At 67.1% G+C, this 23,616-nt stretch carries 18 protein-coding genes; 9 read left to right on the top strand and 9 right to left on the bottom strand.

What is annotated here, in order from left to right; translation table 11 throughout:
• Positions 1–67 precede the first annotated feature (67 nt).
• Positions 68–688, top strand: a complete 621-nt coding sequence (locus AC1DP3_RS01870; RefSeq protein ID WP_477290700.1) for a TetR/AcrR family transcriptional regulator — start codon at positions 68–70, stop codon at positions 686–688.
• Between the two features lie 848 nt (positions 689–1,536).
• Here AC1DP3_RS01870 and AC1DP3_RS01865 read toward each other — a convergent pair.
• A complete protein-coding gene (locus AC1DP3_RS01865) occupies positions 1,537–2,238 on the bottom strand; it encodes a hypothetical protein (protein WP_477290698.1) in 702 nt (233 codons plus the stop codon).
• Positions 2,239–2,563: 325 nt separating this feature from the next.
• Here AC1DP3_RS01865 and AC1DP3_RS01860 point away from each other — a divergent pair, with 325 nt between their 5' ends.
• The 3 genes from AC1DP3_RS01860 to AC1DP3_RS01850 all read left to right on the top strand — a co-directional run bounded on the left by AC1DP3_RS01860 (position 2,564) and on the right by AC1DP3_RS01850 (position 6,821).
• The gene (locus tag AC1DP3_RS01860) at positions 2,564–3,259 is read left to right on the top strand and encodes a hypothetical protein (protein WP_477290696.1); all 696 of its coding nucleotides are present in this window, start codon (positions 2,564–2,566) and stop codon (positions 3,257–3,259) included.
• Between the two features lie 342 nt (positions 3,260–3,601).
• Positions 3,602–4,912: a glycosyltransferase gene (locus AC1DP3_RS01855; protein WP_477290694.1), complete on the top strand. Its 1,311-nt coding sequence runs from the start codon at positions 3,602–3,604 to the stop codon at positions 4,910–4,912.
• A gap of 340 nt (positions 4,913–5,252) precedes the next feature.
• Positions 5,253–6,821 (top strand): alkaline phosphatase family protein, encoded by a 1,569-nt coding sequence (locus tag AC1DP3_RS01850; RefSeq protein WP_477290692.1) that lies wholly within the window; start codon positions 5,253–5,255, stop codon positions 6,819–6,821.
• Positions 6,822–6,844: 23 nt separating this feature from the next.
• On the opposite strand, the gene AC1DP3_RS01845 is transcribed toward AC1DP3_RS01850, so the two are convergent.
• Entirely contained in the window at positions 6,845–7,252 is a 408-nt protein-coding gene (locus AC1DP3_RS01845; protein ID WP_477290690.1) for a hypothetical protein, read from the bottom strand.
• Positions 7,253–7,477: 225 nt separating this feature from the next.
• Between AC1DP3_RS01845 and AC1DP3_RS01840 the strand changes: the two genes are divergently transcribed.
• The 4 genes from AC1DP3_RS01840 (at position 7,478) to AC1DP3_RS01825 (ending at position 13,142) form a co-directional block, all read left to right on the top strand.
• Positions 7,478–10,483 (top strand): alpha-mannosidase, encoded by a 3,006-nt coding sequence (locus AC1DP3_RS01840; RefSeq protein WP_477290689.1) that lies wholly within the window; start codon positions 7,478–7,480, stop codon positions 10,481–10,483.
• Between the two features lie 154 nt (positions 10,484–10,637).
• Entirely contained in the window at positions 10,638–11,519 is an 882-nt protein-coding gene (locus AC1DP3_RS01835) for a manganese catalase (RefSeq protein ID WP_477290687.1), read from the top strand.
• Between the two features lie 131 nt (positions 11,520–11,650).
• Positions 11,651–12,712: a phosphogluconate dehydrogenase (NAD(+)-dependent, decarboxylating) gene (gene gnd / locus AC1DP3_RS01830; RefSeq protein ID WP_477290685.1), complete on the top strand. Its 1,062-nt coding sequence runs from the start codon at positions 11,651–11,653 to the stop codon at positions 12,710–12,712.
• Between the two features lie 46 nt (positions 12,713–12,758).
• Positions 12,759–13,142, top strand: a complete 384-nt coding sequence (locus AC1DP3_RS01825; protein ID WP_477290683.1) for a PPOX class F420-dependent oxidoreductase — start codon at positions 12,759–12,761, stop codon at positions 13,140–13,142.
• 19 nt (positions 13,143–13,161) lie between these two features.
• On the opposite strand, the gene AC1DP3_RS01820 is transcribed toward AC1DP3_RS01825, so the two are convergent.
• The gene (locus tag AC1DP3_RS01820) at positions 13,162–14,007 is read right to left on the bottom strand and encodes an SMP-30/gluconolactonase/LRE family protein (protein WP_477290740.1); all 846 of its coding nucleotides are present in this window, start codon (positions 14,005–14,007) and stop codon (positions 13,162–13,164) included.
• Between the two features lie 185 nt (positions 14,008–14,192).
• Complete coding sequence (locus AC1DP3_RS01815; RefSeq protein ID WP_477290681.1) at positions 14,193–15,209, bottom strand: LacI family DNA-binding transcriptional regulator; 1,017 nt, start codon at positions 15,207–15,209, stop codon at positions 14,193–14,195.
• A 205-nt stretch (positions 15,210–15,414) separates the two neighbouring features.
• On the opposite strand from AC1DP3_RS01815, the gene AC1DP3_RS01810 reads away from it, so the two are divergent.
• Positions 15,415–18,588 carry a family 43 glycosylhydrolase gene (locus AC1DP3_RS01810; protein WP_477290679.1) on the top strand — a complete coding sequence of 1,058 codons (3,174 nt, stop codon included), beginning with the start codon at positions 15,415–15,417 and terminating at the stop codon, positions 18,586–18,588.
• A 115-nt stretch (positions 18,589–18,703) separates the two neighbouring features.
• On the opposite strand, the gene AC1DP3_RS01805 is transcribed toward AC1DP3_RS01810, so the two are convergent.
• The 5 genes from AC1DP3_RS01805 to AC1DP3_RS01785 are packed head-to-tail and all read right to left on the bottom strand — an operon-like array spanning position 18,704 to position 23,615.
• A complete protein-coding gene (locus AC1DP3_RS01805) occupies positions 18,704–19,405 on the bottom strand; it encodes a substrate-binding domain-containing protein (protein WP_477290677.1) in 702 nt (233 codons plus the stop codon).
• Complete coding sequence (locus AC1DP3_RS01800; RefSeq protein WP_477290675.1) at positions 19,402–20,376, bottom strand: aldo/keto reductase; 975 nt, start codon at positions 20,374–20,376, stop codon at positions 19,402–19,404. The genes AC1DP3_RS01805 and AC1DP3_RS01800 overlap by 4 nt, the downstream gene beginning before the upstream one ends.
• Positions 20,373–21,329 carry a Gfo/Idh/MocA family oxidoreductase gene (locus AC1DP3_RS01795; protein WP_477290673.1) on the bottom strand — a complete coding sequence of 319 codons (957 nt, stop codon included), beginning with the start codon at positions 21,327–21,329 and terminating at the stop codon, positions 20,373–20,375. The genes AC1DP3_RS01800 and AC1DP3_RS01795 overlap by 4 nt, the downstream gene beginning before the upstream one ends.
• The gene (locus AC1DP3_RS01790; protein ID WP_477290671.1) at positions 21,326–22,678 is read right to left on the bottom strand and encodes a protocatechuate 4,5-dioxygenase subunit alpha/beta; all 1,353 of its coding nucleotides are present in this window, start codon (positions 22,676–22,678) and stop codon (positions 21,326–21,328) included. Before AC1DP3_RS01790 ends, AC1DP3_RS01795 begins: the two co-directional genes overlap by 4 nt.
• A gap of 1 nt (position 22,679) precedes the next feature.
• Positions 22,680–23,615, bottom strand: a complete 936-nt coding sequence (locus AC1DP3_RS01785; protein WP_477290669.1) for an amidohydrolase family protein — start codon at positions 23,613–23,615, stop codon at positions 22,680–22,682.
• Position 23,616 lies beyond the last annotated feature (1 nt).

Here is a 23,616-nt window from a genome sequence, read left to right as displayed (position 1 = left end):
CTGTAGCGGGCACTACAGATGATACTGTAGTGGTCGTTACAGTAATCGTCAACTCTGGGGGGCGCCCATGTCCAACGGGACACCGAGAGACACCGCGCGCGGGCGCAGTCGGGGCTTCGACAAGCAGCGCGCCCTTGAATCCGCGATGGACATGTTCTGGGAGCATGGATACGAGGCAACCTCCGTGAGCCAGCTCTGTGCAGGGATCGGAATCAATCCGCCGAGCCTCTACGCGGCGTTCGGCAGCAAGGCGCGACTTTTTTTAGACGTCGTCGACCAGTACGAGCGCAGCTTCTGGGATCCGGTCTGGGACGCCTTCGAGGGAGAAGCGCACGTGAAGAGCGCATTCCAGCATTTCTTCGATGACACCATCAGCGTCATCTCCGCGCCGGGGCCCCACCTCGGATGCCTGGTCACTCTCTCCACCCTTGGCTTGGAAGACCGTGACAGCGATGTCGCACGCGCACTCGCAGCTATCGGCGATGACGGGCTGCGCCGCCTTCAAGCCAAGCTCGACTTCGGCATCCGAGACGGGCAGGTCCCAGCAGGGACCGACACGCTCGCGCTCGCACATGCCGTCAGTGTGGTCGTCGACGGTCTCGCGATGCGGGCGCATGACCGCGTGCCACCGGTCATGTTGCGACGACTGGCAACGGCGGCGATGCAGATGATCCCCAATACCGAATAGACCCCGTTAAGAGTCGGCGTGATCTCTGTCGGCGAATATCACCAAGGTTTCGAGAGGTACAGGCAGTGTCTTGTCGCGGCAGGGTTCGAACTGATCCCGAAGGAACCTAAAGGTGAGATCTTGACCTGCGCAATCCCAGACTCATCCATTCAGGCAGCAGACGACGACCGCTGCTACGCCACCGAGTTCAAGAACATCGATGCCACGTGGCAACGAGCCCGCGCGGCCAACCCGCCATCAACCAAAGCGCCTCAGCAGTCTTGTAGCATCGAGGATTCCGCCCCATCCCGGCTGCCTACGGATCAGAAGGTTGGAGGTCTGGTGGCTCAAGTGGGCGGGACTCGGATGCGAACCATATGTGTACACTGATGTGTACACTTCGGGTCCGATGTCCACCTAGAGACCAGTGTTTTAAAGGCATCTAGGGTCGTCATGGACGACAGAACTTCAGCTTCCCAAGCTGATAGCGCGGGTTCGATTCCCGTCATCCCCTCCAATGCCCTGACGCGCCGACGAAGTCGGTGCGGCAGGGCATTCGTGTGGATGCCGTAGGAACCGCTCCCGCCCGCGGGCGGTCCCGCTCCGCGAGAGGCTCCGCGCGACGACGCAGTCGGCGTGTGGAGTAGCGGAGTGGCCGATTCCCGTCATCCCCTCCAATGCTCCGACACCCGGCCGAAGGTCGGGCTTGAGAGCTTTTGTGTGGATGCCGTAGGAACCGCTCCCGCCCCGGGCGGTCCCGCTCCGTTCAGAGGCTCTGCGCGATGACGCAGTCGGCGTGTGGAGAGACGGAGTGGCCGATTCCCGTCATCCCCTCCAAAGCTCCGCAGCCCGGCGAAGGTTAGTCGTACTCAGGGCAGCGCTCGCTCTTCCGAAATTCGGCTCCCTGGCAGCACGTTCGACGGAAGCTCCAGGAGCGGGACGGTCAGCCAGACCAGGGCGCCAAGAAGCTTAGGCGCGTCCTCCCACAGGGGCTGTCCGTGCATGGTTTGGTCGACGATCACGGAGACACCGAGAAGGACGAGACCCAGGATGAAAGCTTGGCCACCTGACGGCAGGTTCTCCACCCGGAATCGCGACAGGCGGTCCTCGGGCCGCACGTTGACACCCCGCCGGAAAGCGCCCAACAGAAGCAGGACCCCACTAGCGGCGTAAAGCAGGTCGAAGCCCTCCTCCGGCAAACCGAGCTCAGGTCCAACTTCGTCGTGGAGGAGCAGAGCATCGTCGAGCGCGAGAAGGAAGTTCAGAAACGCGAATCCGAGCAGCCACCGACGCCGTGGCGGCCAAAGCACTGCGGCCAGCAGAGCCATGGAGGCGGCTGATGCCCACACCATGACGTTCAGCAGCGCCAGCCCGCCGGCCAGCAGCGGCAGGACGGCGCCCGCCTCGGCGGAGAGCGCCTTGACGTCGCGGCTGTAGTAGCCGAAGGGCTGCTGATTCAACGCGGCCAGGACGCTCGTGCCGGCCAGCAGCAGCAGACCGAGCAGCAGAGCCGCCGGGACAAGCGCTGTGCGAAAGAAGCGACCGTCTCCCGACCGCTCGACGTGTCTCACGTGCGTTCCTCCGGATCCATCACGGTCTCGAAATCGTACTCGCCGACGATCTGGAAGCCGTCCTCTGACATGGCGCGCACAGTCCCGCGGCGGTCGGGCGGGGCCGCCGATCAAGCACGCGCCACGACGTGGGCCTATGCGCTTGTCGGGGTGTGGGCGAAGCGTCCGCGGACGTTGGCGATGAGAAGTCGGAGGTCCATGTGTCGGGCACTGCAGCGGGGGTGTGCTCGACCGTCGAGGCAATCCGTCAGAGGCACCGCTACGAATCACCTGTGTCGCATAACCGGTGGGAACCTCCCTCTGGGCGAAGACAGAGGAGTCGATCGTGAGACGGAATACAAAACTGGTGCTTGGCGCCGGCGTGCTGGCGCTGGCCGTGGTCTCGCTGGGTGCCGGACCGGCAATGGCGCACGGCGACAAAGGCGATGACAAGACCGTCACGCTGACCGCCACCCTTTCGGAGCTGAATGGCTCCGGGGCCTCGGGGACAGCGACTGCCGTGATCCGCAACCAGAAGATCAAGCACATCGAGGTGCACGCCGACGGCCTGACGCCCGATGCACCGCACGCCCAGCACATTCACTATGGTGAACAGGCACTGAACGAGTGCCCGACTCTGGCGTTGGACGCAAACGGTGATGGCCGGTTGAACACCCTCGAGGGCGTTCCTGCGTATGGCCCGGTCGTCGTATCCCTGAACACCACCGGCGACACCACTCCCGCGAGCTTGCTGGATGTCACGCGGTTCCCGGTGTCCGCGGGTGGCAGTTATGACTACAGCCGAGACAACATCGAGTTCACCGACGTCGCGGGCACCGGCTACCCCGGTGCGAACGGGCTCGGCACCGCAAAGCAGATTGCTGACGCAATCCGCGCAGGCGAGGGCGTCGTCGTGATTCACGGACTGGACTACGACGGGAACGGCACGTACAACTTCAGTGATCCCGAGGGTGCCAGTGAGCTCAACCCCAGCCTTCCCGCTGAGGCAACCGATCCCGCGGTGTGCGGCCTGCTCCACTAGGGGGCGGGGTCGCTGCTCTCAAGCGCCAGCAGCCTCAACCCCGAAATGAGCTGGGCGAGAAGCTCAGGTGCGAACGGCCGGTCCGCAGGGTGCGGACCGGCCCTGGCGGTAGGCGCCGAGGCCGATACCTGACCCGAGATAGCGGAGTCCGGCGAGCATCCAGGGACTGACATCGGCGAGGAGCAGCTTTGCGTTCGGAGCGCCCTCAAGACCGCTCCGCACCCCGTCATCTCTGACGAGGTCGCGGGTGTCTTCTTAGGATCAGCTGTCTGGGTTGCGAAGGCCGGTGCCGCGCCGGCCCCCCGGTCGCGGGATGCCGGGTCCGCACGGCATCCTGGTCGCATGGCTCGCTTCCTGCTCTCCGCCATGCCGTTCACGGGGCACATCAACCCCATTCGCGCCGTGGCGAGTGCGCTCGTCTCTCGCGGGCACGACGTGCGCGTCTACTCGGGCGAGGCGTTCCGCACGGCCGTCGAGTCGACGGGTGCCCGGCTCGTCCCCTGGCATCACGCTCCTGACTTCGATGAGAGTGACCTCGCGGCGACGTTCCCCCGGCTCCGCGGCAGGAAGGGCCTGAGCCAGCTGCTCATCAACGTCGAGGATGTCTTCATCAACACCTCTGCCGCGCAGGTTCAGGATCTGCGGGACGAGTGGGTCAGGGAACCGTGGGATGCGATCGCCGGCGACGACGTCTCGATCGGCGCGGCGCTGTACGCCGAGCAGAACGGCGGCCCCTGGGCGACGATCTCGATCACCCCGCTCAATCTCGCCGGACCGCAGGGCCCTCCCGCCGGACTGGGTCTGTGGCCCGGGAGGAACCCGTTCACGAAGGTGAGGGATGCCGCCCTTCGCGCGGCGGCGCCGCTCTTGGCCCGATCGCTCGTGAAGGCCATCGCGAGATCCGAGCAAACGATCGGACTCCGTCCGCGAGGGTTGACGATGGACCAGGTGACCTTCTCGCGACAGCTCATCGTTGCGAGCGGGTCCCCGCTGCTGGACTTCGAGCGCACCGACCGACCCGACTTCCTGCACTTCATCGGCGAGCTCCGGATGCCTCCTCAGGCGTCGCAAGCGCTGCCGGCGTGGTGGAGCGAACTCGAAGGCCGACGCGTCATACACGTCACCCAGGGGACCCAGAACATCGATCCCACCGATCTCATCGTGCCCACGCTCGAGGCCCTGGCCGAGCGCGACGACCTGCTCGTGGTCGTGGCGACGGGCGTGACCGGAGACGATGAGCTGCCCTTCCCGGTCCCCTCGAACACGCGGGTCGCGGGATTTCTGCCTTACGCCGAGCTCCTGCCGCGGGTGGATGTCGCCGTGACGAACGGAGGATGGGGCGGGACGCTCGCCATGCTCGCCCACGACATCCCCCTCGTGATCGCTGGAGGGGACCTCGACAAGCCAGAGATCGCCTCGCGGGTCGCATGGACCGGAGCGGCCGTCAATCTCAAGACCGGCACGCCAACGGCTGCTCAGGTCGCAGTCGGCCTCGACAGAGTCGTGTCAGACATGTCATTCCGGGATGCCGCATCCCGCGTCGGCGCGCAACTGCGGTCGCTCGGGGGAGCTGCTCGAGCAGCCGAACTGCTTGAGCAGCTCGCTCAACCGGCGAACGAGCCGACCCTTCATCCGGGCGATCGGGGCGAATGACACCGCCTACGATCGCTTCATGGCGGCGAGGCAGAGGAGTGCGGCGGCCCATCGGCCGGTGTGATCGGCATGACCCAGTTGACGGCGATCAGGGCCACCGCGCGGGCGAGAACCTACGAGAGGGGAGCGAAATGAACCTTCGACACGGGCTGCTCCGTTTCTCCATCATGGATGCCATCCGCGGGGGCCGCTCCACGCATGCGCGTCGGCTCGATCCTCGGGCACGAACGCGTGATGCGGGCGACGGCGTGCTGCGGGGCCGCGACGGCCGGTCGTGAGCGGAGGCCTCGGGCGGGACAGCGCCCACCGGCGGTCCCGCGTCGTGACGGTGGCCGCCTGCATGACGTTGCTCGTCGTGCCGCTCGTCCCCGGGGCGTTGAGCGCCGGGACGCCGGCGGCCCTGCTCGGTCTGCCGGCCGAGTCGATCGCCGTCGTGCTGGTGCTCGTCGCGATCGACCGGCGCTGGCTGCGCGCGGTGGTCGCCGGCGCTTTCGCCGTGCTCGTCGTGGCCGGGATCACGGTGGCGGCGCTCGACTTCGGGTTCCGGGCCACGATCGATCGCCCCTTCGACCCTGCCCAGGACGGCGGGGCGGTCGTCAACGCGTGGGGAGTCGTCGCGGATGCCGCGGGCGCCGTCAACGCGGTGGTGATCGTCGTACTGCTGCTGGCGGCGGCGGCCGCCGGGGTGGTCCTTCTCGCGCGCGCTGCCCTCCGCGTAGGGAAGACGACCCGCGATGAAGGCCCGCGGGGGCGGGTTGCCCTCGTCACCGTGACCGCGGCGTGGGTGCTCGGGTCGGTTGCGGGCCTCCACATCGTGCCAGGGGCGCCGGTCGCGGCATCCGGAGCAGTGGAGACCATAGTGGACGCATCCGCCCGGACCGCCGCGACCATCGAGGGGCAGCGCGAGTTCGAGCGCGCCGTCGCTGTCGACCGGCTCGACCGGATGCGGCCCCCGGCGCTTCTCAGCGGCCTCGCCGGCAAGGACGTCGTCGTGGCGTTCGTGGAGAGCTACGGCAAGGTCGCGGTGCAGGATGCGGCCTTCACGCAAGGCGTCGCGCGGGCGCTGGAAGACGGTCAGGGCATCCTCGACCGGGACGGGTATTCGGCTCGGAGCGCGTTCCTCACGTCGCCGACATTCGGCGGAGTGAGCTGGCTCGCGCACTCGACCCTGCAGAGCGGGGTCTGGGTCGACTCCCAGACGAAGTACGACCGGCTGGTCGCCGGCGACCGCCTCACGCTCACCGGCGCGTTCGACGAGGCCGGATGGCGCACGGTCGCCATCGTTCCTTCGAACAAGCGCGCGTGGCAGGCCGGCACGTCGTTCTTCGGGTTCGACGAGCTGCTCGACTCCCGCAATATGGGCTATCGCGGCCCCGCCTTCGGCTATGCGCGGATGCCCGATCAGTACACCTGGAAGCTCTTCTCCGACCGCGAGCTGGGCGCTCCGCATCCGCCCGTCATGGCGGAGATCGACCTCGTCTCCTCGCACACGCCGTGGACCCCGTTGCCCAGCCTCGTCCCGTGGGACGAGGTGGGCAACGGGTCGGTCTTCGATCCGCAGCCCGCGCAGGGGCTCTCGGCCGCCGTCGCGTGGACCGATCCGAAGCGCGTGCAGGCGCTGTACGGCCAGTCGGTCGAGTACTCCCTCGACACGGTGTTCTCGTTCCTCGACACGTACGATCAGCCCGACCTCGTGCTGGTGCTGCTGGGCGACCACCAGCCCGCCCGCATCGTGAGCGGCGCCGAGGCCGACCATGATGTGCCGATCACGATCATCGCCAAAGACCCGGCCGTCTTCGACCGCATCTCGTCGTGGGGGTGGGAGGACGGCGTGCGGCCGTCGGCGGCCGCGCCGGTGTGGCCGATGGATCAGTTCCGGGACCGGTTCGTGGAGGCCTTCAGCGGGTGAGGGCGCTCGGTGCCCGAGCCGGCTCAGCGCGTCGCGTCTGGCCGGCGGACCGCACGCAGGAGAAGCACGGTGGTGATCGCGAGCACCACGATCCCGATCGATTCCACGATGACCGTCTGTGGAACGAGCATGAAGTCCCATGTCTCAGTGATGCCGAACAGCCCGACCGTCAGGGCGAGCACGAGCGCGAGCAGGGTCGCGATGAGGAACAGCAGGCTGAGCACACTCGCGAGGAGCAGCAGACGTCCCCGCAGGGCGATCATCGCGATCGCGAGCACGATTCCCGCGACGCCGTTGAGGGCGAAGGCCACGCCCAGGATGCCGCCCACACCGTGGAAGATCAGGTACAGGTGAATGCCTCCTGTGATCAGGAGCAGCACCGCGCTGAGCACCCGCATCGCCCACAGCACACGCTCGCTGCCTTGCGTCATCCGTGATCACCCCCAACCTCGGCGCGGCCGCTGGGTACTCTTCCCTGTGGACAGAATCCTCCGCGCCCGGGTGGCATCCGTCTACCCCCTCTCCGTGCCACCTCCCGGCTGGATGTTGCCCAGCCCCGCCCCTGCCGAGGGGTGGTGAGTCCGCACCTCGACACGCTGCGCGACGTGTGGAGCATCATGGTGTGACTCCCCCTCGAGCACTCCGAAGGAGACCCGGTGTACCAGCAGAACCAGCTCGCCGAGATGCGCATCGATCGGTTCGTCCGGGAACGGCTCACCCCTGCCTTCGAGCGCGCATCGGAACCCGCCCTCATCGAGGCGTGGGAGGTTCCTGGTGAGCCTGTGCCCTTCGCTGAAGCGATCATGCAAGAGTTCCACCCCTTCCACGTCGGCCAGGCGTGGGGTCGCCCCTGGGGGACGGTGTGGTTCCGCATGACCGGCACCGTCCCGCGGGAATGGGCGGCGACGCCCGATGACGTCGAACTCCTCGTCGACCTCGGCTTCACCATGGGCCAGGTCGGATTCCAGGCGGAAGGGCTGGTCTGGGCTCCCGACGGCACGATCCTGAAGGGCCTCGAGCCGTACAACTCGTACGTTCGACTGCAGGCGAAGCCCGGGGAGTCCTTCGAGCTGTACGTGGAGGCCGCAGCAAATCCGGATGTCGGCTCGAACTGGAGGTTCGAGCCGACAGACATGGGGCGAACCTCCACCGCTCCGCAGGTGCCCCTCTACACTCTGCGGCGCGCGGACATCGTGCACCGCGACCGCCAGGTCTGGGAACTGGTGCAGGACATTTTCACGGCGAGAGGCCTCGCGGCGGTGCTTCCCGAAGCATCCTCGCGCAGGGCGAACCTCTACGCCGCCCTCGAGGCGGCCGTGTCCGCTGTCGACCCCTTCAACGTGGCCGGAACAGTGTCCCGGGGGCGGGAGGCACTCGCCCCGGTGCTCGCCTCGCCGGCATCCGCCAGCGCCCATCGCGTGTTCGCGGTCGGGCACGCGCACATCGACTCGGCGTGGTTGTGGCCGGCGCGTGAAACGATCCGCAAGTGCGCTCGGACATTCTCCAACGTGCTCGACCTCATGGATCAGGATCCGGAATTCGTCTTCGCGTGCTCCTCTGCGCAGCAGTTCGAGTGGATCAAGATCGGGTATCCGGAGCTGTTCGAGCGCATTCGCGCGCGCGTCGCCGAGGGACGCTTCGTGCCCGTAGGGGGCATGTGGGTGGAGTCGGACACGAACATGCCGGGCTCAGAGGCGATGGCGCGCCAGTTCATCGAGGGCAAGCGGTTCTTCCTGGAGGAGTTCGGCTATGAGCCGCGGGAGGTGTGGCTGCCGGACTCGTTCGGATACTCCGGCGCCATGCCGCAGATCGCCCGCGAGGCCGGGATGGACAGCTTCCTCACCCAGAAGATCTCGTGGAACGAAGTGGACAGATTCCCGCACCACACCTTCCAGTGGGAGGGCATCGACGGATCACGCATCTTCACCCATTTCCCGCCGGTCGACACGTACAGCTCGCTGCTCTCGGGCCGCGAGCTGGCACATGCCGAGCGCAACTTCGCGCACAAGGGCCGGGCGAGCACCTCGCTGGTGCCGTTCGGGTTCGGCGACGGCGGAGGCGGTCCCACCCGTGAAATGCTCGCCGCGGCACACCGCACCGCCGACCTCGAAGGGTCGCCGTCGGTGCGCCTGGCGTCGCCTGCGGAGTTCTTCGCGGCGGCCCGCGCCGAGCTCGATCCGGCGCCCGTGTGGGTGGGGGAGCTCTATCTGGAATTCCACCGCGGCACGTACACGTCGCAGGCCAGGACCAAGCGCGGCAACCGCCGCAGCGAGGCGCTGCTGCATGAGGCGGAGCTCTGGGCGGCGACGGCGGCGGTCCGCGCCGGGATGGAGTATCCGGATGCGGAGCTGCGGGAAGCATGGCGAACGGTGCTGCTGCAGCAGTTCCACGACATCCTGCCCGGCTCGTCCATCGGGTGGGTGCACGACCAGGCGGTCGAGAACTACTCCCGGGTGGCGGAGTCGCTGGATGCGGTGATCGCGCGAGCGCTCGAGACGCTGGCAGCCGCGGCGTCACCGTCGGATGATGTGGCCCTCGGGCTGGTCGCCAATGCTTCGCCCTTCCCTCAGGACGGAGTGCCGGCAGGGGGTGTCGGAGTGCCCGAACGGCCGGGGCAGGCGCGCATCGAGCGGACAGCCGATGGCACCCGGCTCACGAACGATCGCATGAGTGTGCTTGTCGACGACGACGGTCTCATCGTCTCGCTGGTGGATGCTGCCACTGGCCGTGAGGTGGTGCCTCCGGGCACGCGCGCCAACGTGCTGCAGGTGTTCCGCGACACCCCGGCGCAGTGGGATGCGTGGGACGTCGACATCGAGTACCGCCTGTCGGGTGAGGAACTGGACGGGCTGGATTCCCTCGATGTCGTGTCAGAGCGGCCGGAGGCCGTGGCGCTGCGAACGGTCCGACGGTTCGGAGCATCCACGGTGACGCAGACGCTCACCCTCGCGGCCGGCTCGACCGCCCTGGATATCGAGACCCACGTCGACTGGCACGAACGCCAGCGGATGCTGAAGCTCGCATTCCCGGTGGATGTGCACACCACGTCGGCTCGCTCCGAGATCCAGTTCGGTCACATCGAGCGCCCGACGCACACCAACACGAGTTGGGACATGGCGCGGTTCGAGACCAGCGCGCACCGCTGGGTGCACGTCGGCGAGCCGGGCTTCGGCGTCGGTGTCGCCAATGACTCCACCTACGGCCACGACATCACGCGCCACCCGCGGCAGGGTGGCGGCACCTACTCGCTTATTCGTCAGACACTGCTGCGCGCACCGCTCTTCCCCGACCCTGAGGCAGACCAGGGCGAGCACACACTGCGCAGCTCCCTCGTGGTCGGAGACGTGGCGGCCACGATCGAGACCGGCTACCGCCTCAATCTTCCGCTGCGCCCCGCTGCCGGCCGGGTGCAGCCGCTGATCACGTCGAGCCATCCGGCAGTCGTCATCGAGACCGTCAAGCTTGCCGAGGACGGCTCCGGGGACGTCGTCGTGCGGCTGTACGAATGCTGGGGCTCACGAGCCTCGGCGAGGCTGACCGCTTCGTTCTCGTATCGGCGACTCCTGCGAACCGACCTGCTGGAGCGGGAGACCGGCGAGGGCGGCCTCGAGCTCCACCTGCGCCCGTTCCAGCTCGTCACCCTGCGGTTCGTGCGGGGCTGACGTGCGGGCGTGACCGGATCTGTCGGACGCGCATCCTCGATCCGGGTTCTACTCGCGGCAGGCCCCCCTTGGCAACCCCGATGCACTCGACCACGGCGCCCGTGTTGGGTGGGCCGTCAGCCGCTTCCGGACAGCGGCGGGATGAGGAGAAGACATGTATTTCCACCGGCAGGAGCTCCAGCACACGGTCAAGCCAGGGAAACCGGATGCTGTCTACGCACGCAAGCTGCAGGAGGTGCTCGGCGGACAGTACGGCGAGATCACCGTCGCATTGCAGTACCAGTTCCAGGCGTGGAACATGCACATCCCCGGGAAGTACCGCGACCTGGTCTACGGCATCGGCGCTGAGGAGATGGGCCATGTCGAGATGCTGGCCATCATGATCGCGCAGCTGCTCGAGAAGGCTCCGCTCGGCATCACCGACGACGCCGTGCAGAATGACCCGACGGTCGCCGCTGTCATCGGCGGGACCGACGTGCAGCACGGGATCGTCGCCGGCGCCGGTGCGCGCGCGGTCGACAGCAACGGAAATCCCTGGATGGGCTCCTACCTCACAGCGAGCGGCAATCTGCTGGCGGACTTCCAGGCGAACGCGAACGCCGAGATGCAGGGCCGGCTGCAGGTCGCCCGGCTGTACCACATGACCGACGATCACGGCGTGCGTGACCTGCTCGCCTTCCTCCTCGCCCGCGACACGATGCATCAGAACCAGTGGCTCGCCGCCGCGGCCGAGCTCATGGAGGAGGGAACAGAGGCGCTGCCGGTGCCGAGCAACTTCCCGCTGGACAAGGAGGACCGGTCGGTGTCGTACCAGTACATCAACTTCTCCAACGGCCCGATGGCCGGCGACGGACGATGGGCGAGCGGTCCCACTCCCGACGGACACGGGGAGTTCTCGTACGTCGCCGAGCCGCCGGAGGGTGTGCCGGCCCCGCCGCCGACGCATCCCGATTCCCGCTTCTACGGAACGACCGAGCTGCCCAATCTCATGGAGAAGGCAGCGGGCACGATTCAGGACGCCTTCAACAAGGAGTGAGGGCGGCGACCCGCACTTTATGCGGTGAAGGGAGCTGTATCAACGCCACCCGTGGTGCAACCCGGCGGTCATAGGATGCCCCTGGATCCCACGCGCCCCTGGCGTGATCACCCCCGAACAGTTGGAGAATCATGCGGCTTGGAATGATCGGTCTCGGCAGGATGGGCGCGAACCTCGTGCGACGGCTGATGCGGGACGGGCACGAAGCCGTGGTCTTCGATGTCAGCGCCGAGGCGGTGGCGACACTCGCCGGCGAGGGCGCCGTCGGCGCCGGGAACCTCACGGAGCTGGCGGCGAACCTCGAAGCGCCCCGCGTCGTCTGGCTGATGATCCCGGCCGGGCTCACCGGCCGAGTCGTCGACGAGGTCGCGGCGGTTCTGGAGGCCGGCGACATCATCATCGACGGCGGCAACTCGAACTATCGCGACGACGTGCGACGGGCCGCGAAGCTCAAGGAACGTGGCATCCACTACGTCGACGTCGGCACGAGCGGTGGCGTCTTCGGACTCGAGCGCGGCTACTGCCTGATGGTCGGCGGCCCCGACGAGGCTGTCGCCGTGATCGAGCCCATCCTCAAGACCATCGCGCCCGGGCAGGGTGATATCCCGCGCACCCCTGGCCGTGACGGAGACGTCGCACCCGAGGAACAGGGCTACCTGCACTGTGGTCCGTCGGGCGCCGGCCACTACGTGAAGATGGTCCACAACGGCATCGAGTACGGCATCATGGCGGCACTCGCCGAGGGGCTGAACATCCTGGACAACGCGGATGCCGGCATCCGCGAATCCGAGCACTCAGCCGAGGTGGCGCCTCTCGAGGAGCCGGAGTTCTACCAGTTCACGATCGATACGCCGAAGGTGGCGGAACTCTGGCGTCGGGGGTCGGTCATCTCGTCGTGGCTGCTCGACCTGACGGCGGCGGCGCTCGAGGCCAACCCCACGCTGGATGGCCTGGCCGGCCGGGTGTCCGATTCGGGGGAAGGGCGATGGACGATCAAAGCCGCTGTCGACACCGGTGTTCCGGTGCCGGTGCTCGCAGCGGCTCTGTTCGAGCGGTTCGCCTCACGCGATGAGGACCACTACGCCAACCAGCTGCTGTCCGCGATGCGGCTGCAGTTCGGGGGCCATCAGGAACTCCCCGCCGGTGACGTGCTCGAGGCGGGCAGCCGCAAGGCCGACTCCGAGACCGCGTAGCCGGAGCGAGGGCCGCCTCGCGGGCCCAGCCGGTAGCGTGAGTGCGGTGCGTGACCTCACCTCGGCCGGCCTGGACTTCGTCGCAGAGCGCCACCTCGCCACCCTTTCCACGATGGCGCCGTGGGGCGGCATCCACGCCGTGCCGGTCGGCTTCACCTTCCATGGCGGCATCCTGCGGATCATCACGTCCCGCGGTTCGCAGAAGGTGCGCAACGTCCTGCGAGATTCCACAGCGTCCGTCTCGCAGGTCGAGGGTGCGAAGTGGGTGAGCTTCCAGGGCGCCGCGTCAATCCACGACGACCCGGCCGAGGTGGCACTGGCCGTCTCGCTGTACGCCGAGCGCTACCGTCAGCCTCGCGAGAACCCGCAGCGCGTTGCGATCCACATCATCCCGAGTCGCCTGATGGGGAGCACAGGGCTGGTGAGCTGACGTTTCGCCGGCGGCACATTCATCTCGCTCCGCGCACGGACGTGCGAAGCGAATAAAGGCTCGTCGACGCAGTGATGTAAAGCGTGTTTCGCTGGCGTCCCCCGAATTCGAGGTTCGATGCGGCTTCGGGCAGCGAAATCCGTATCAGCTCGACGCCTTTCGTGTCGAAGCAGCTCACGCCGTCATGGGTGGCTGCCCAGATGCGACCTGCAGCGTCGGTCCTGATCCCGTCAAAGCCGCGCCGCTCATCGACGATGATGCGTTGCTCGGCGACGCTCCCACGGACGTCCAAGGTTAGCTCGGAGAGCGTATCCCGCTCACTATCGACCACATAGAGAACGCTCTCGTCCTGACCGAAGGCGAGGCCGTTCGGCTGTGCGAAATCGCTCGACATGAGTGCCAGTTCGTGTGTGCCCTCCGACCACCGGTAAAGGCCGCATACGTCCTGCTCGACCGTGGCCTCATGGCCCTCGTAGTCGCTCAGGATGCCGTAGGTGGGGTCGGTGAACCAGATGTCGCCGTGATTGCTGACCACGACGTCGTTGGGACTGTTCAGGCGCCCACCCCGGTAGGTCGAGGCGATGACCGACTCACTGCCGTCATGCTCGCGTCGTACGACGCTGCGGTCGCCGTGCAGACAGGTCACCAGTCTCCCCGTGCGGTCGTGCGTGCGCCCGTTCGCGAACCGGGACGGCTGGTCGAAGACGGTGACGGCGCCGCTCATCTCATCGAGACGAAGCGTGCGATCGCTGGGAATGTCGCTGAACAGCAGGTAGCGGCCCTGCGCGCTGTATGAGGGTCCCTCGAGCCACACCCCCTCGGCATAGTGCACCGTCAGTCGGGGATCTGCTCGCACGCCCTTCATTCGATCGTCGAGGATGTTGAGCGAGGTAGGGATCGGCACGGGTCGCCCTTCTGCCGTCGGATGTCGATGCGATGCGGCGCCATCTTACGCAGACAACAAGCGACCTCGAGAAGGCCCCGCAGCTGCAGACGCCGTCTGGTCAGACTGCAGACCATCCGCCACCGAGGCGTGAGGAGAGTCGGCTCTCAGGCCACATCGGTTGATGGAGCGCGCGCCGATTCGCGAACCACGATGCGAAAGTCAGCCAGTCTCAGAGCAGGTGGTTCATGTGGCTCGGGTTCGGCGATGCGCTTGACCAGGGTCTGGACGGCGGTGCGGGCGATCCATTGACTACCCGGGTTGACCGTCGTCAGCGAGGGGATCGAGTATTCCGCCTCATCGACATCGTCCCATCCGAGCACTGCCACATCTTCCGGAACGCGCAGGCCAGCTTCCTGCAGAACGCGCATGGCACCGAGCGCGAGGGTGTCATTCAGACCGAACACGGCGTCGAATCGGGCGCCGCGCTCGATCAGCTCACGCATCGCGAGCGCGCCGTTCGCCCGGTGCCAGTCCCGCATATAGCCGATGATCGACTCGTCGAAGGGGATTCCTGCCTCGGCAAGTGCCTCGCGATAGCCCCGCAACCGCAGCCCGGCGGATCCGATGACCTCGCCGCGGTGAGCTCCGACGACCGCGATGCGGCGCCTTCCGGATGACAGAAGATAGTTCGTCGCCGCACGCGCGCCCTCGACGTTCCGCATCGTGACATGGTCAACGGCGCTGTCAAAGATCCGCTCACCGAGCACGACCAGCGGATAGCCCACACGCAGTGCCTCGACATCTTCCTGCCCGAGGCCCAGCGGGCTGAAGATCATGCCATCCGTCAGCTTCAACCGCGGGCTGCGCAGCAGATCCCGTTCTCGTCTCGGATCGGCGTTGGTCTGCTCGACGAGAACGACAAGGCCCGCTTTGTCGGCTTCCTCGATCACGAAGCCGGCCAGTTCGCCGAAGTAGCTCATGCTCACGTCAGGAATGGCGAGCGCGATGGCACCCGTGCGGCCCGAGCGGAGGTTGCGCGCCGTGAGGTTAGGCGTGTATCCGAGCTCACGGATGGCCTTCTCAACCCGTTCGCGCGTCTCGGCGCGGATGTAGGGGTAGCCGTTGATGACGTTGGAGACGGTCTTGAACGACACGCCCGCTGCGCGGGCGACGTCGTGCAATGTCGTCGCCATGATCTCAGCCCTTCAGTCCGCTTCACTCTACGGGGTCCCGAGATTGTGATTGACGGCGTCGAGGGGCCGTCCTAGGGTATTCCTACAACGTTGTACGACCGACTTCTACAACGTTGTAGGGGCATGTGAGCCCCTCCGGATGCCAGCGATGGTCTTCCGGAACGACATCGACGTCGAGATCGGGAGAAATCTCATGACCCCCATATCCCAGGGTGTACGAGGTGCAGCCCTCCTGGGCGCCATCGCGCTCGTGCTTACGCTGTCTTCGGCACCTGCGGCGGCCGAGACCCCGCCGCCGCCACCCCCACCAGGCCAGCTCGCGCTCACCGGCGACGTGAGCGTTCACGATCCCACAATGGCCTTCGATGAGGCCTCAGGGCTCTACATCGTGGCGGCTACGCACAACTCGATCCGCACAGCACCCAGCATGAACGGTCCGTGGACCAATGTGGGAAGCGTGGCGAGAGCGGACTGGACGCTCGGAGTACCCAACTCATCGACGCTGTGGGCGCCACATCTCGAGAAGATCGGCGACACGTTCTATTACTACTATTCTCAGTCGAGCTTCGGCTCCTCGAGCTCGGCGATCGGCGTCAAGACGACGAAGACGCCGGCGATCCCCAGCAGCTACGTCGACCTCGGACGCCCGATCGTGAAGTCTGGCGCGCTGGCGGACACCCCTCCGTCGATCAATTACAACGCGATCGACCCTGATGTCGTCCAGGACGCCGATGGGGAGTGGTGGCTCACCTGGGGATCCTTCTGGGACGGCATCGTCGTCCAGAAGCTGGCACCCGACCTGGTGAGCGTGGTGGGCGAGCCGACGCTGGTCGCATCTCGCCGGGCGGACGACAACCCAGTTGAAGGTCCGGCGATCTTCGCGCGGGACGGCTACTACTATCTCGTCGTCAGCTGGGACAAGTGCTGCGCGGCGGCCACCTCGACCTACAAGCTGGCAGTCGGTCGGTCGACAAGCATCACCGGCCCCTATCTAGATCAGGACGGCGTGCGACTCGACGAGGGTGGCGGAACGGTCATCCTCGACACCCGTCAGTCCGCGCCCGGGGTGACGCCGGCGGGCCTCTACCGCGCTCCCGGTGGAGCGGATACCTATAGTGAGCGTGGCGTCGACTACCTCGTCTATCACTCGTATCTGCCGAACAACACCCTCGGAATTCGACCCTTCGAGTGGCGTGACGGATGGCCCTCCTTCTCGGAAGCCAGCGGCAGCTACAACCACCCGGATGGGAGCTACATCCGGTTGGTGAGCGAAGCAAAGAACTTCACCATGCCTGCAATCGGGCGCGTGGCGGCCCCGACCCCTGCATTCGGCACGGCCGTGCAGCTGAACGGGCCGAGCCCGCTCTCGTACATCGACATGCCCGACGGCATTGTCAGCACGCTCAACGGCGACTTCACGATCTCCATGTGGGTCAAGCGCGGTACGACCAGCAGCGCGAACAACTGGGCGAGGCTGTTCGACTTTGGCGACACGACCGCCAACTTCATGTACCTGACTCCCGCATCTGCGGCGGCCCCGACCGGGTTGCGGTTCGATGAGGTCACGCCAAGTCACGGCTCCGGGACGATTCCCGGTTCGGGCAACAGCGTGTCGGTCTCGACTGCGTGGACGCATGTTGCGGTCACGGCGTCCGGGACGACGGGCACGCTCTGGGTGAACGGCCAGGCGGTTCGCACCAACACGAATTTCACCGTTCGGCCGGCCGATCTCGGCTTCACTCGGAACAACTGGATCGGACGCTCCCAGTTCAGCGCGGATCCGGGGCTGAATGCGTCGATCGACGACTTCAACATCTTCAGCCGGGCCCTTTCGGCAAGCGAGATGCTGGCGATGACGACGACGCCGGGTGGAGGCGCTGCGATAGGTGGTGGTGACGTCGCCTGGTACCGATTCGATGAGGCAGGCGGCTCGCAGGTCACCGACTCGTCCGCGAGCGGAAATGTCGCGAAGGCGATCGTCCCTGTGACGACCGCCGACCAGCTTCAGAATCCGGTGCGTGGCACGCAGTGTCTGACAGCGGCTGAGGTCGGCGTGATCCAGGCGGCCTGTGCTGATGGCGATGCCGCGCAGACCTGGCGACTCGACGAGGCGGAAGGCGGCAGCTACACGCTTGCCAACCATGCCACGAGCGACTCGAAGTGTCTCGCTCTGGCCAATGGGACGGGTGCAGTGGGAACGGCAGCCGTGCTCGCCGATTGCTCACCCTCGGATGGGCTGCAGCGCTGGACCGTCGAGGACACGGGGCACGGGTTCCTTCGGTTCGCGAACCCGCAGACACGGCTCGCGGTCGAGATCAGCAATGACGACGGAGCGATCCAGACCGGGGTCGTGGGCGCGGTACGCGCGATCCGACCCATCGCGAACCTCGATCCGCCGCAGCAATGGTTCTTGGAGCACGTCAAGGCGACGCCGAAGATCTCCCTGGCACCGGCGGCAGACGTGACGGCAGAAGTCGGCGAATCCGTGACCCTCTCTGCGAGTGCAGCGGGAAGCCCAGCGCCGACCGTGCAGTGGGAGACCAGTGCCGATCGCGGTGCGACGTGGACTCCCGTCTCCGATGCTGTCGGCGACGATTACACCTTCACGGCGACTGCCGAGCAGGACGGCTCACTCATTCGTGCCACGTACACGAACGAAGTGGGCAGCGCGTCCACTGAGCCGACCTCGATCACGATCACGCGCGCGGCTCTGATCGCCCCCACGGGCCTGGTGATCAGAGGGAGCGGCGTGGTGGTGAAGGATGCGACGTCCTATGCTCCTGGCCCGTTCACTCTCGAGTGGACTTCGACGTCGCCCCGGGGGTCGCTGGACGGTTTCGTCGTGCTGGATGGGGGGCAGCAGATCGGCGCCTCCCTCTCGCCGAGCGCGCGTTCTGTCGACCTGGCACTGCCGGAGGGGAACCACTCTCTGCAGGTGATGGCCGTCGCCGTCGACGATCTCGTGATCGGCGGTGACAAGAAATCGGAGCTTCAGTCGGTGGTGGTCGACAGGACAGCACCGGTCGTGGCGATCCTGACCCCCTCGAATCCCACGAGGTCGACGTCCTGGACCAGCGTGTCGGGAACGATCACCGACGCCGCCTCCGGCCCGGAGAGCGTCACGGTGAAGCTCGTCCAGCAGCGTGGAAACAGCTATTACGCGTACGACGGCAGAAGCTGGACCAAGGCCAGTTCCCTCGGGAACGCCAACGCAACGGCGACGGCCATCCATCCGACGATCACCGACGGCGCCTGGTCCGTTCGCATCAGCGACCTGAAGACCGGCACGCTGATGATCACCTACAGCGGAACGGATGCTGTCGGCAACACCGGTGTGCCTACCGGCATCTCGTTCGCGGTGAACTAGCACGTCACGCGATGCGGCCCTCTCCCCCGTGGGGAGGGCCGCAGTCGCGCGCAGGGTCGGCTGCACCCTCGGGATCGCTCGCGGCAGCTGTCGTCCCTCGCGCGCGTTCGCGGCGCTATGCCGGCGACTGGAAGCTGTGCCGGGTCTTGATCGGCACTGCGGCAGGCGAAGACAGGAAATCCAGGATGCCGCGCGCGGCCTCGCCCTGAGGAGACGCCGCGACGACGGCGCCGCCGAAGACCGTGACGATCTCGCAGTCGGATGGGAGTACGCCCAGGATGCGCACGCCGGGCTCCCCGACCAGCTCACTCAGCTGCTGGAAGCCGAGGTCGACCTCGCCGTCGGCGAGCATGCGGGCGACGGGGTCGCCCGGACGCGCCTGAATGAGCCGGTCGCCGAGCTGATCCGTCAGGCCCCAGTCCTCGATCAGCGCGACCAGCGCGGTTCCGCTCGGGCCGGTCGAGTACCCGATCCGAGTGGCGCGCAGCAGAGCTTCGCGCACGCCCCCGGCATCCGGGAACGCGACGCCCTCGGGAGGGGCCGCCGGTTCATCGGTGCCCGACGCGACGGCGACCGCGACCTGCGACAGCAGAAGGGGCGTGGCCGACGCAGCATCCACATGACCATCCGTCGCGAGGGTGCTCAGCGGGTCCATCGCGAGAAAGACCAGGTCGAACGGCTCGCCTGCCGCCACCCGACGGGCGGCATCGACGCCTCCGGCCGACTCGATCTGCACCGCCGGCAACCCGGCCGACTCCGCCGCCGTCACGAGATCGGCCAGAACATGGCGCGTCGCCATCGAGGTGATGGCCTTCATGCGGCGTCCTCGAAGGCTTCAGCGTCCACCTCGCGGGACTGGATCGCGTCGTACCGGGGTCCGGAGACCGTGGCCGTGTCGATCAGCTCGCCCGCTCGAGCGAGCAGCGTGGGGTCGACCACGACGTCCACTGCCGCCATGTTCTCGCGGAGGTGAGGGATGCTGGTCGTCCCGGGAATCGGAACGACATGGTCCCCGCGTGACAGGAGCCACGCGAGAGCGAACTGCGCGGGCGTGCACCCGGCCTCGGCGGCGAGCGTTCGCCACTCGGGGAGCAGGGCGAGGTTCGTCTGCCAGTGCTCCGGCCGGAAGCGCGGGAGTGCGCGGCGGAGGTCCTTGGGCGCGAGAGCGTCCGGATCGTGCAGCGCATCGGCGAGGAAGCCCCGCGCCACCGGAGAGAAAGCCACGAGGGCGACCCCGGTGTTCTGAGTGGCCTCGAGGATGCCGAGCTCCGGGTTGCGGGTCCACAGCGAGTACTCGTTCTGCACCGCCGTGATCGGAGCGGCGGACTGCGCCTCTCGGAGTCGGGTGACGGACACCTCGGACAGGCCGATCGCACCGATCTTGCCGGCATCCACCAGCTCCGAGAGGGCACCGACGCTGTCGGCGATGGGCACGGCCTTGTCCCAGCGATGGAGGTAGTAGAGATCGATGTGCTCGACGCCGAGCCGACGGAGCGACGCGTCGACCTGCGCGCGGAGGGTCTCGGGGCGCCCGTCGATCGTCTTGACGCCGTCGACCACCGCCATGCCGCCCTTGCTCGCCAGCACGACCTCGTCGCGACGTCCCGCTATTGCCCGGCCGACGAGCTCTTCGTTGCGACCGCCTCCGTAGATCGTCGCCGTGTCGAGCATCCGAACCCCATCATCGAGGGCTGCGCGAAGGAACCTCACCCCGTCATCCACCGGCAGGGGGACGCCGTAGCCGTGGCTCAAAGACATGCAGCCGAGGCCCAGGCGAGGAAGCTTCACGCGAGCTGCTCCTCCAGGGCACCGAGCACCCGATAGCAGTCGACCACCTGCCGGATCGAGGAGTTCGGCTCGCGACCCTCACGGATCGCCGTGACGAACTCGCGGTCCTGCAGCTCGATGCCGTTCATGCTCACGGCGACCTTCGACACGTCGATCGGCTCGTCGCTGCCGTTGGTGAGGTCGTCGTACCGGGCGATGTAGGTGTCCGTGTCGCCGATGTAGCGGAAGAAGGTGCCGAACGGGCCGTTGTTGTTGAACGACAGCGACAGGGTGCAGATGGCGCCGGACTCGCTCTTCAGCTGGATCGACATGTCCATCGCGATGCCGAGCTCGGGGTGGATCGGCCCCTGGATCGCGTTCGCCTGCACGATCCGGCCCGCCTGGTAGGCGAACAGGTCGACGGTGTGCGCGGCGTGGTGCCACAGCAGGTGGTCGGTCCACGAACGGGCCTCGCCCTTGGCGTTCGTGTTGGTGCGGCGGAAGAAGTAGGTCTGCACGTCCATCTGCTGGACGGCGAACTCGCCTGCCGCGATCCTGTTGTGCACCCACTGATGGGAGGGGTTGAACCGGCGGGTGTGGCCGACCATGGCGATGCGATCGGACGCCTTCGCCGCCGCGAGCGTCGCCTCGGCATCCGCGACGGAATCGGCAAGGGGGATCTCGACCTGCACATGCTTGCCGGCGGCGAGGACGGCCTGCGTCTGGCCGGCGTGCAGCTGCGTCGGTGTCGCGAGGATCACCGCATCGACATCGTCGCGTTCGAGGACGGCATCGAGGCCGACGACGGCGTTCGCGACGCCGTACTTCTCGGCGACCGCCTGCGTGGCCTCGGGCTTGGTGCCGCTGACGACGGTCACCTCGGCATCTGCGATGTTCGCGAGCCCGTCGAGGTGCTTCATCCCGAAGGCGCCGGCGGCGCCGACGACGGCGACCCGGACTTTGTCACCGCTCATGCGTGCACTTCCTCCAACGGCTGACTGGCGCTGACGGAACCGAGGATGCGCGAAGCGGTCGGATTGGTGAGGACGAGGTGCCCGACCGCCGTGTTCGAGGCCGGGACGTGGTAGAACCGGTGGTTCGTCTCGGGGTTCTCGCCCCCGAACTGGTCGTCCATGGCGCCGCGGGCGATGAGCCAGTCGACCAGCTCGATGCCCTCGGAGCCCGCCTCGTCGACGTATTCCATGTGCGACCACTCGGTGAGGCCCAGCGGGTCTGCGATCAGGTGATCGAGGAACGCGTTGTCCCACTCCTCGTTGATGAGTCCGGCCCGCGGCCCCTGCAGCTGGTGGCTCATGCCGCCCGTGCCCCAGATCTGCACGTTGAGCGGCTCGCCGTCCCACTTGTCGAGCGCGCGACGGATCGCCTTGCCGAGCTCGTAGCAGCGGCGCCCTGACGGAACCGGGTACTGGACGACGTTGACGGCGAGGGGGATCACCTTGCACGGCCACTCCTCGACATCGCCGAAGACGAGCGAGAGCGGCACGGTGAGGCCGTGATCGACGACCATCTCATTCACGAGAGTGAGGTCGAAGTCATCCTGGATCACAGACTGGGCGATGTGGGCGGCCAGCTCGGGGTAGCCCTTCACGTCGGGCACCGGCCGCGGACCGTAGCCCTCGTCGGCAACGGGGTAGTGCGAGCCTGTTCCCAGCACGAAGGTGGGGATGATGTTGGAGTCGAACGCCGTGGCGTGGTCGTTGTACACGAGGATGACGACGTCCGGCGTGTGCTCCTTCGCCCACTGGCGCGTCCAGGTGTAGCCGTCGAACACCTTCTTCCAGTACGGCTCCTCGGTCTTGCCGAGGTCCATCGCCGCGCCGATGGCCGGGACGTGCGACGTGAAGAGCGCTGAGGTGAAGGTGGCGGGGGCGTCCGGACGCATGACCTCCGACTTCTCGGTCGACGGAGGAGTCCACCCGTCGAGGTCCTTCAGCCGGTTGCCCGCGGGGCGGCGTCCGCCGCCGACCATCATGTCGCGGTAGGCGGCTTCGGACATGCCGGTCATGGAGCCGGCCATCTGCTGGAAGCTGAGGCCGTGGGTGGCGCCGATCTTGCTGAGGAAGTAGATGTTGCCTCCCTCGCGGATGCAGGTGTTCAGGTCCATGTCGAGCACCGCCTGCTTCTGCACCTCGCTCATCGGCCACTCGTCCACGTAGGCGCGCTGGTCGGCGAGGAAGCGCTCGCGGTTCTCGGGCTTCATCAGCGACATGCAGAACTGGTTGAGGTGGTAGCCCTTGCGGGCCTGGTCGGCATCGAAGATGGTGGTGCCGGGGACGTTCTTGTAAGGCTTGTCGAGTGCCATGTCATGCTCCTTCGGGCCAGTAGAGGCGGCGTGGATTGTGCACGAGCAGCTTCTGCTGCAGGGCGGGTGTCCCGGCGATCTGCGGGATGAAATCGACCAGCAGCCCATCGTCGGGCATGTGGTCCTTGAGGTTGGGGTGCGGCCAGTCCGTCCCCCAGAGCACGCGATCGGGGAACTCCTCGACCACGCGGCGAGCGAAGGGGACGACGTCGGCGTAGGCGTGCTGCTCGCCGTCCAGTGCGCGAGGTCCCGAGACGCTGAGTCGCTCGGGGCAGGAGACCTTGGTCCACACAGTGGGGTTCTCCCGCATGAAGCGCAGGAACAGCTCGAACTCCGGACCGTGCGGGTCCTTGGTCACGTCGGGCCGGCCCATGTGGTCGACGACGATGTCGGTGGGGATCGACGCGAAGAAGTCGTACAGCTCGGGCAGGTCCTCCGCCTCGAAGTAGATGACGACATGCCATCCGAGCGGCTGGATCTTCGCGACGATCTGCTCGAGAGCGTCAGTGGGGACGCGGTCGACGAGACGCTTGACGAAGTTGAAGCGCACGCCGCGCACCCCGGCGTCGTGCAGCTCGGCGAGCTCCTCGGCCGTGACATCGCGGCGCACGGTCGCGACCCCGCGGGCCCGTCCCCCACTGCGGCGGAGGGCGTCCACCAGGGCGCTGTTGTCGGCACCGTGGCATGTGGCCTGGACGATGACGTTGCGGTCGAAGCCGAGGTGATCCCGCAGTGCGAACAGCTGGTCGGCCGACGCGTCGCAGGGGGTGTATTTGCGTTCGGGCGCGTACGGGAACTGCTCCCCGGGGCCGAACACATGGCAGTGGGCATCGACAGCGCCCGCGGGCACCCGGAACGTCGGGGTAGCGGGGCCGTCGTACCAGTCCAGCCAGCCGGGGGTCTTCTCGAAGCCGCCGCTCGTGTCGCCGTGCGCCATC

It is taken from the genome of Microbacterium sp. P5_B6, assembly GCF_056400345.1.
This window is presented reverse-complemented; position numbering and strand designations above follow the sequence as displayed.

Bases quoted from the DNA above. Each gene is read 5' to 3' on its own strand.
- AC1DP3_RS01870 (WP_477290700.1), top strand. From the start codon at position 68: ATGTCCAACGGGACACCGAGAGACACCGCGCGCGGGCGCAGTCGGGGC.
- AC1DP3_RS01855 (WP_477290694.1), top strand. From the start codon at position 3,602: ATGGCTCGCTTCCTGCTCTCCGCCATGCCGTTCACGGGGCACATCAAC.
- AC1DP3_RS01850 (WP_477290692.1), top strand. From the start codon at position 5,253: ATGACGTTGCTCGTCGTGCCGCTCGTCCCCGGGGCGTTGAGCGCCGGG.
- AC1DP3_RS01845 (WP_477290690.1), bottom strand. From the start codon at position 7,252: ATGACGCAAGGCAGCGAGCGTGTGCTGTGGGCGATGCGGGTGCTCAGC.
- AC1DP3_RS01835 (WP_477290687.1), top strand. From the start codon at position 10,638: ATGTATTTCCACCGGCAGGAGCTCCAGCACACGGTCAAGCCAGGGAAA.
- gnd (WP_477290685.1), top strand. From the start codon at position 11,651: ATGCGGCTTGGAATGATCGGTCTCGGCAGGATGGGCGCGAACCTCGTG.
- AC1DP3_RS01820 (WP_477290740.1), bottom strand. From the start codon at position 14,007: ATGAAGGGCGTGCGAGCAGATCCCCGACTGACGGTGCACTATGCCGAG.
- AC1DP3_RS01810 (WP_477290679.1), top strand. From the start codon at position 15,415: ATGACCCCCATATCCCAGGGTGTACGAGGTGCAGCCCTCCTGGGCGCC.
- AC1DP3_RS01805 (WP_477290677.1), bottom strand. From the start codon at position 19,405: ATGAAGGCCATCACCTCGATGGCGACGCGCCATGTTCTGGCCGATCTC.
- AC1DP3_RS01795 (WP_477290673.1), bottom strand. From the start codon at position 21,329: ATGAGCGGTGACAAAGTCCGGGTCGCCGTCGTCGGCGCCGCCGGCGCC.
- AC1DP3_RS01790 (WP_477290671.1), bottom strand. From the start codon at position 22,678: ATGGCACTCGACAAGCCTTACAAGAACGTCCCCGGCACCACCATCTTC.
- AC1DP3_RS01785 (WP_477290669.1), bottom strand. From the start codon at position 23,615: ATGGCGCACGGCGACACGAGCGGCGGCTTCGAGAAGACCCCCGGCTGG.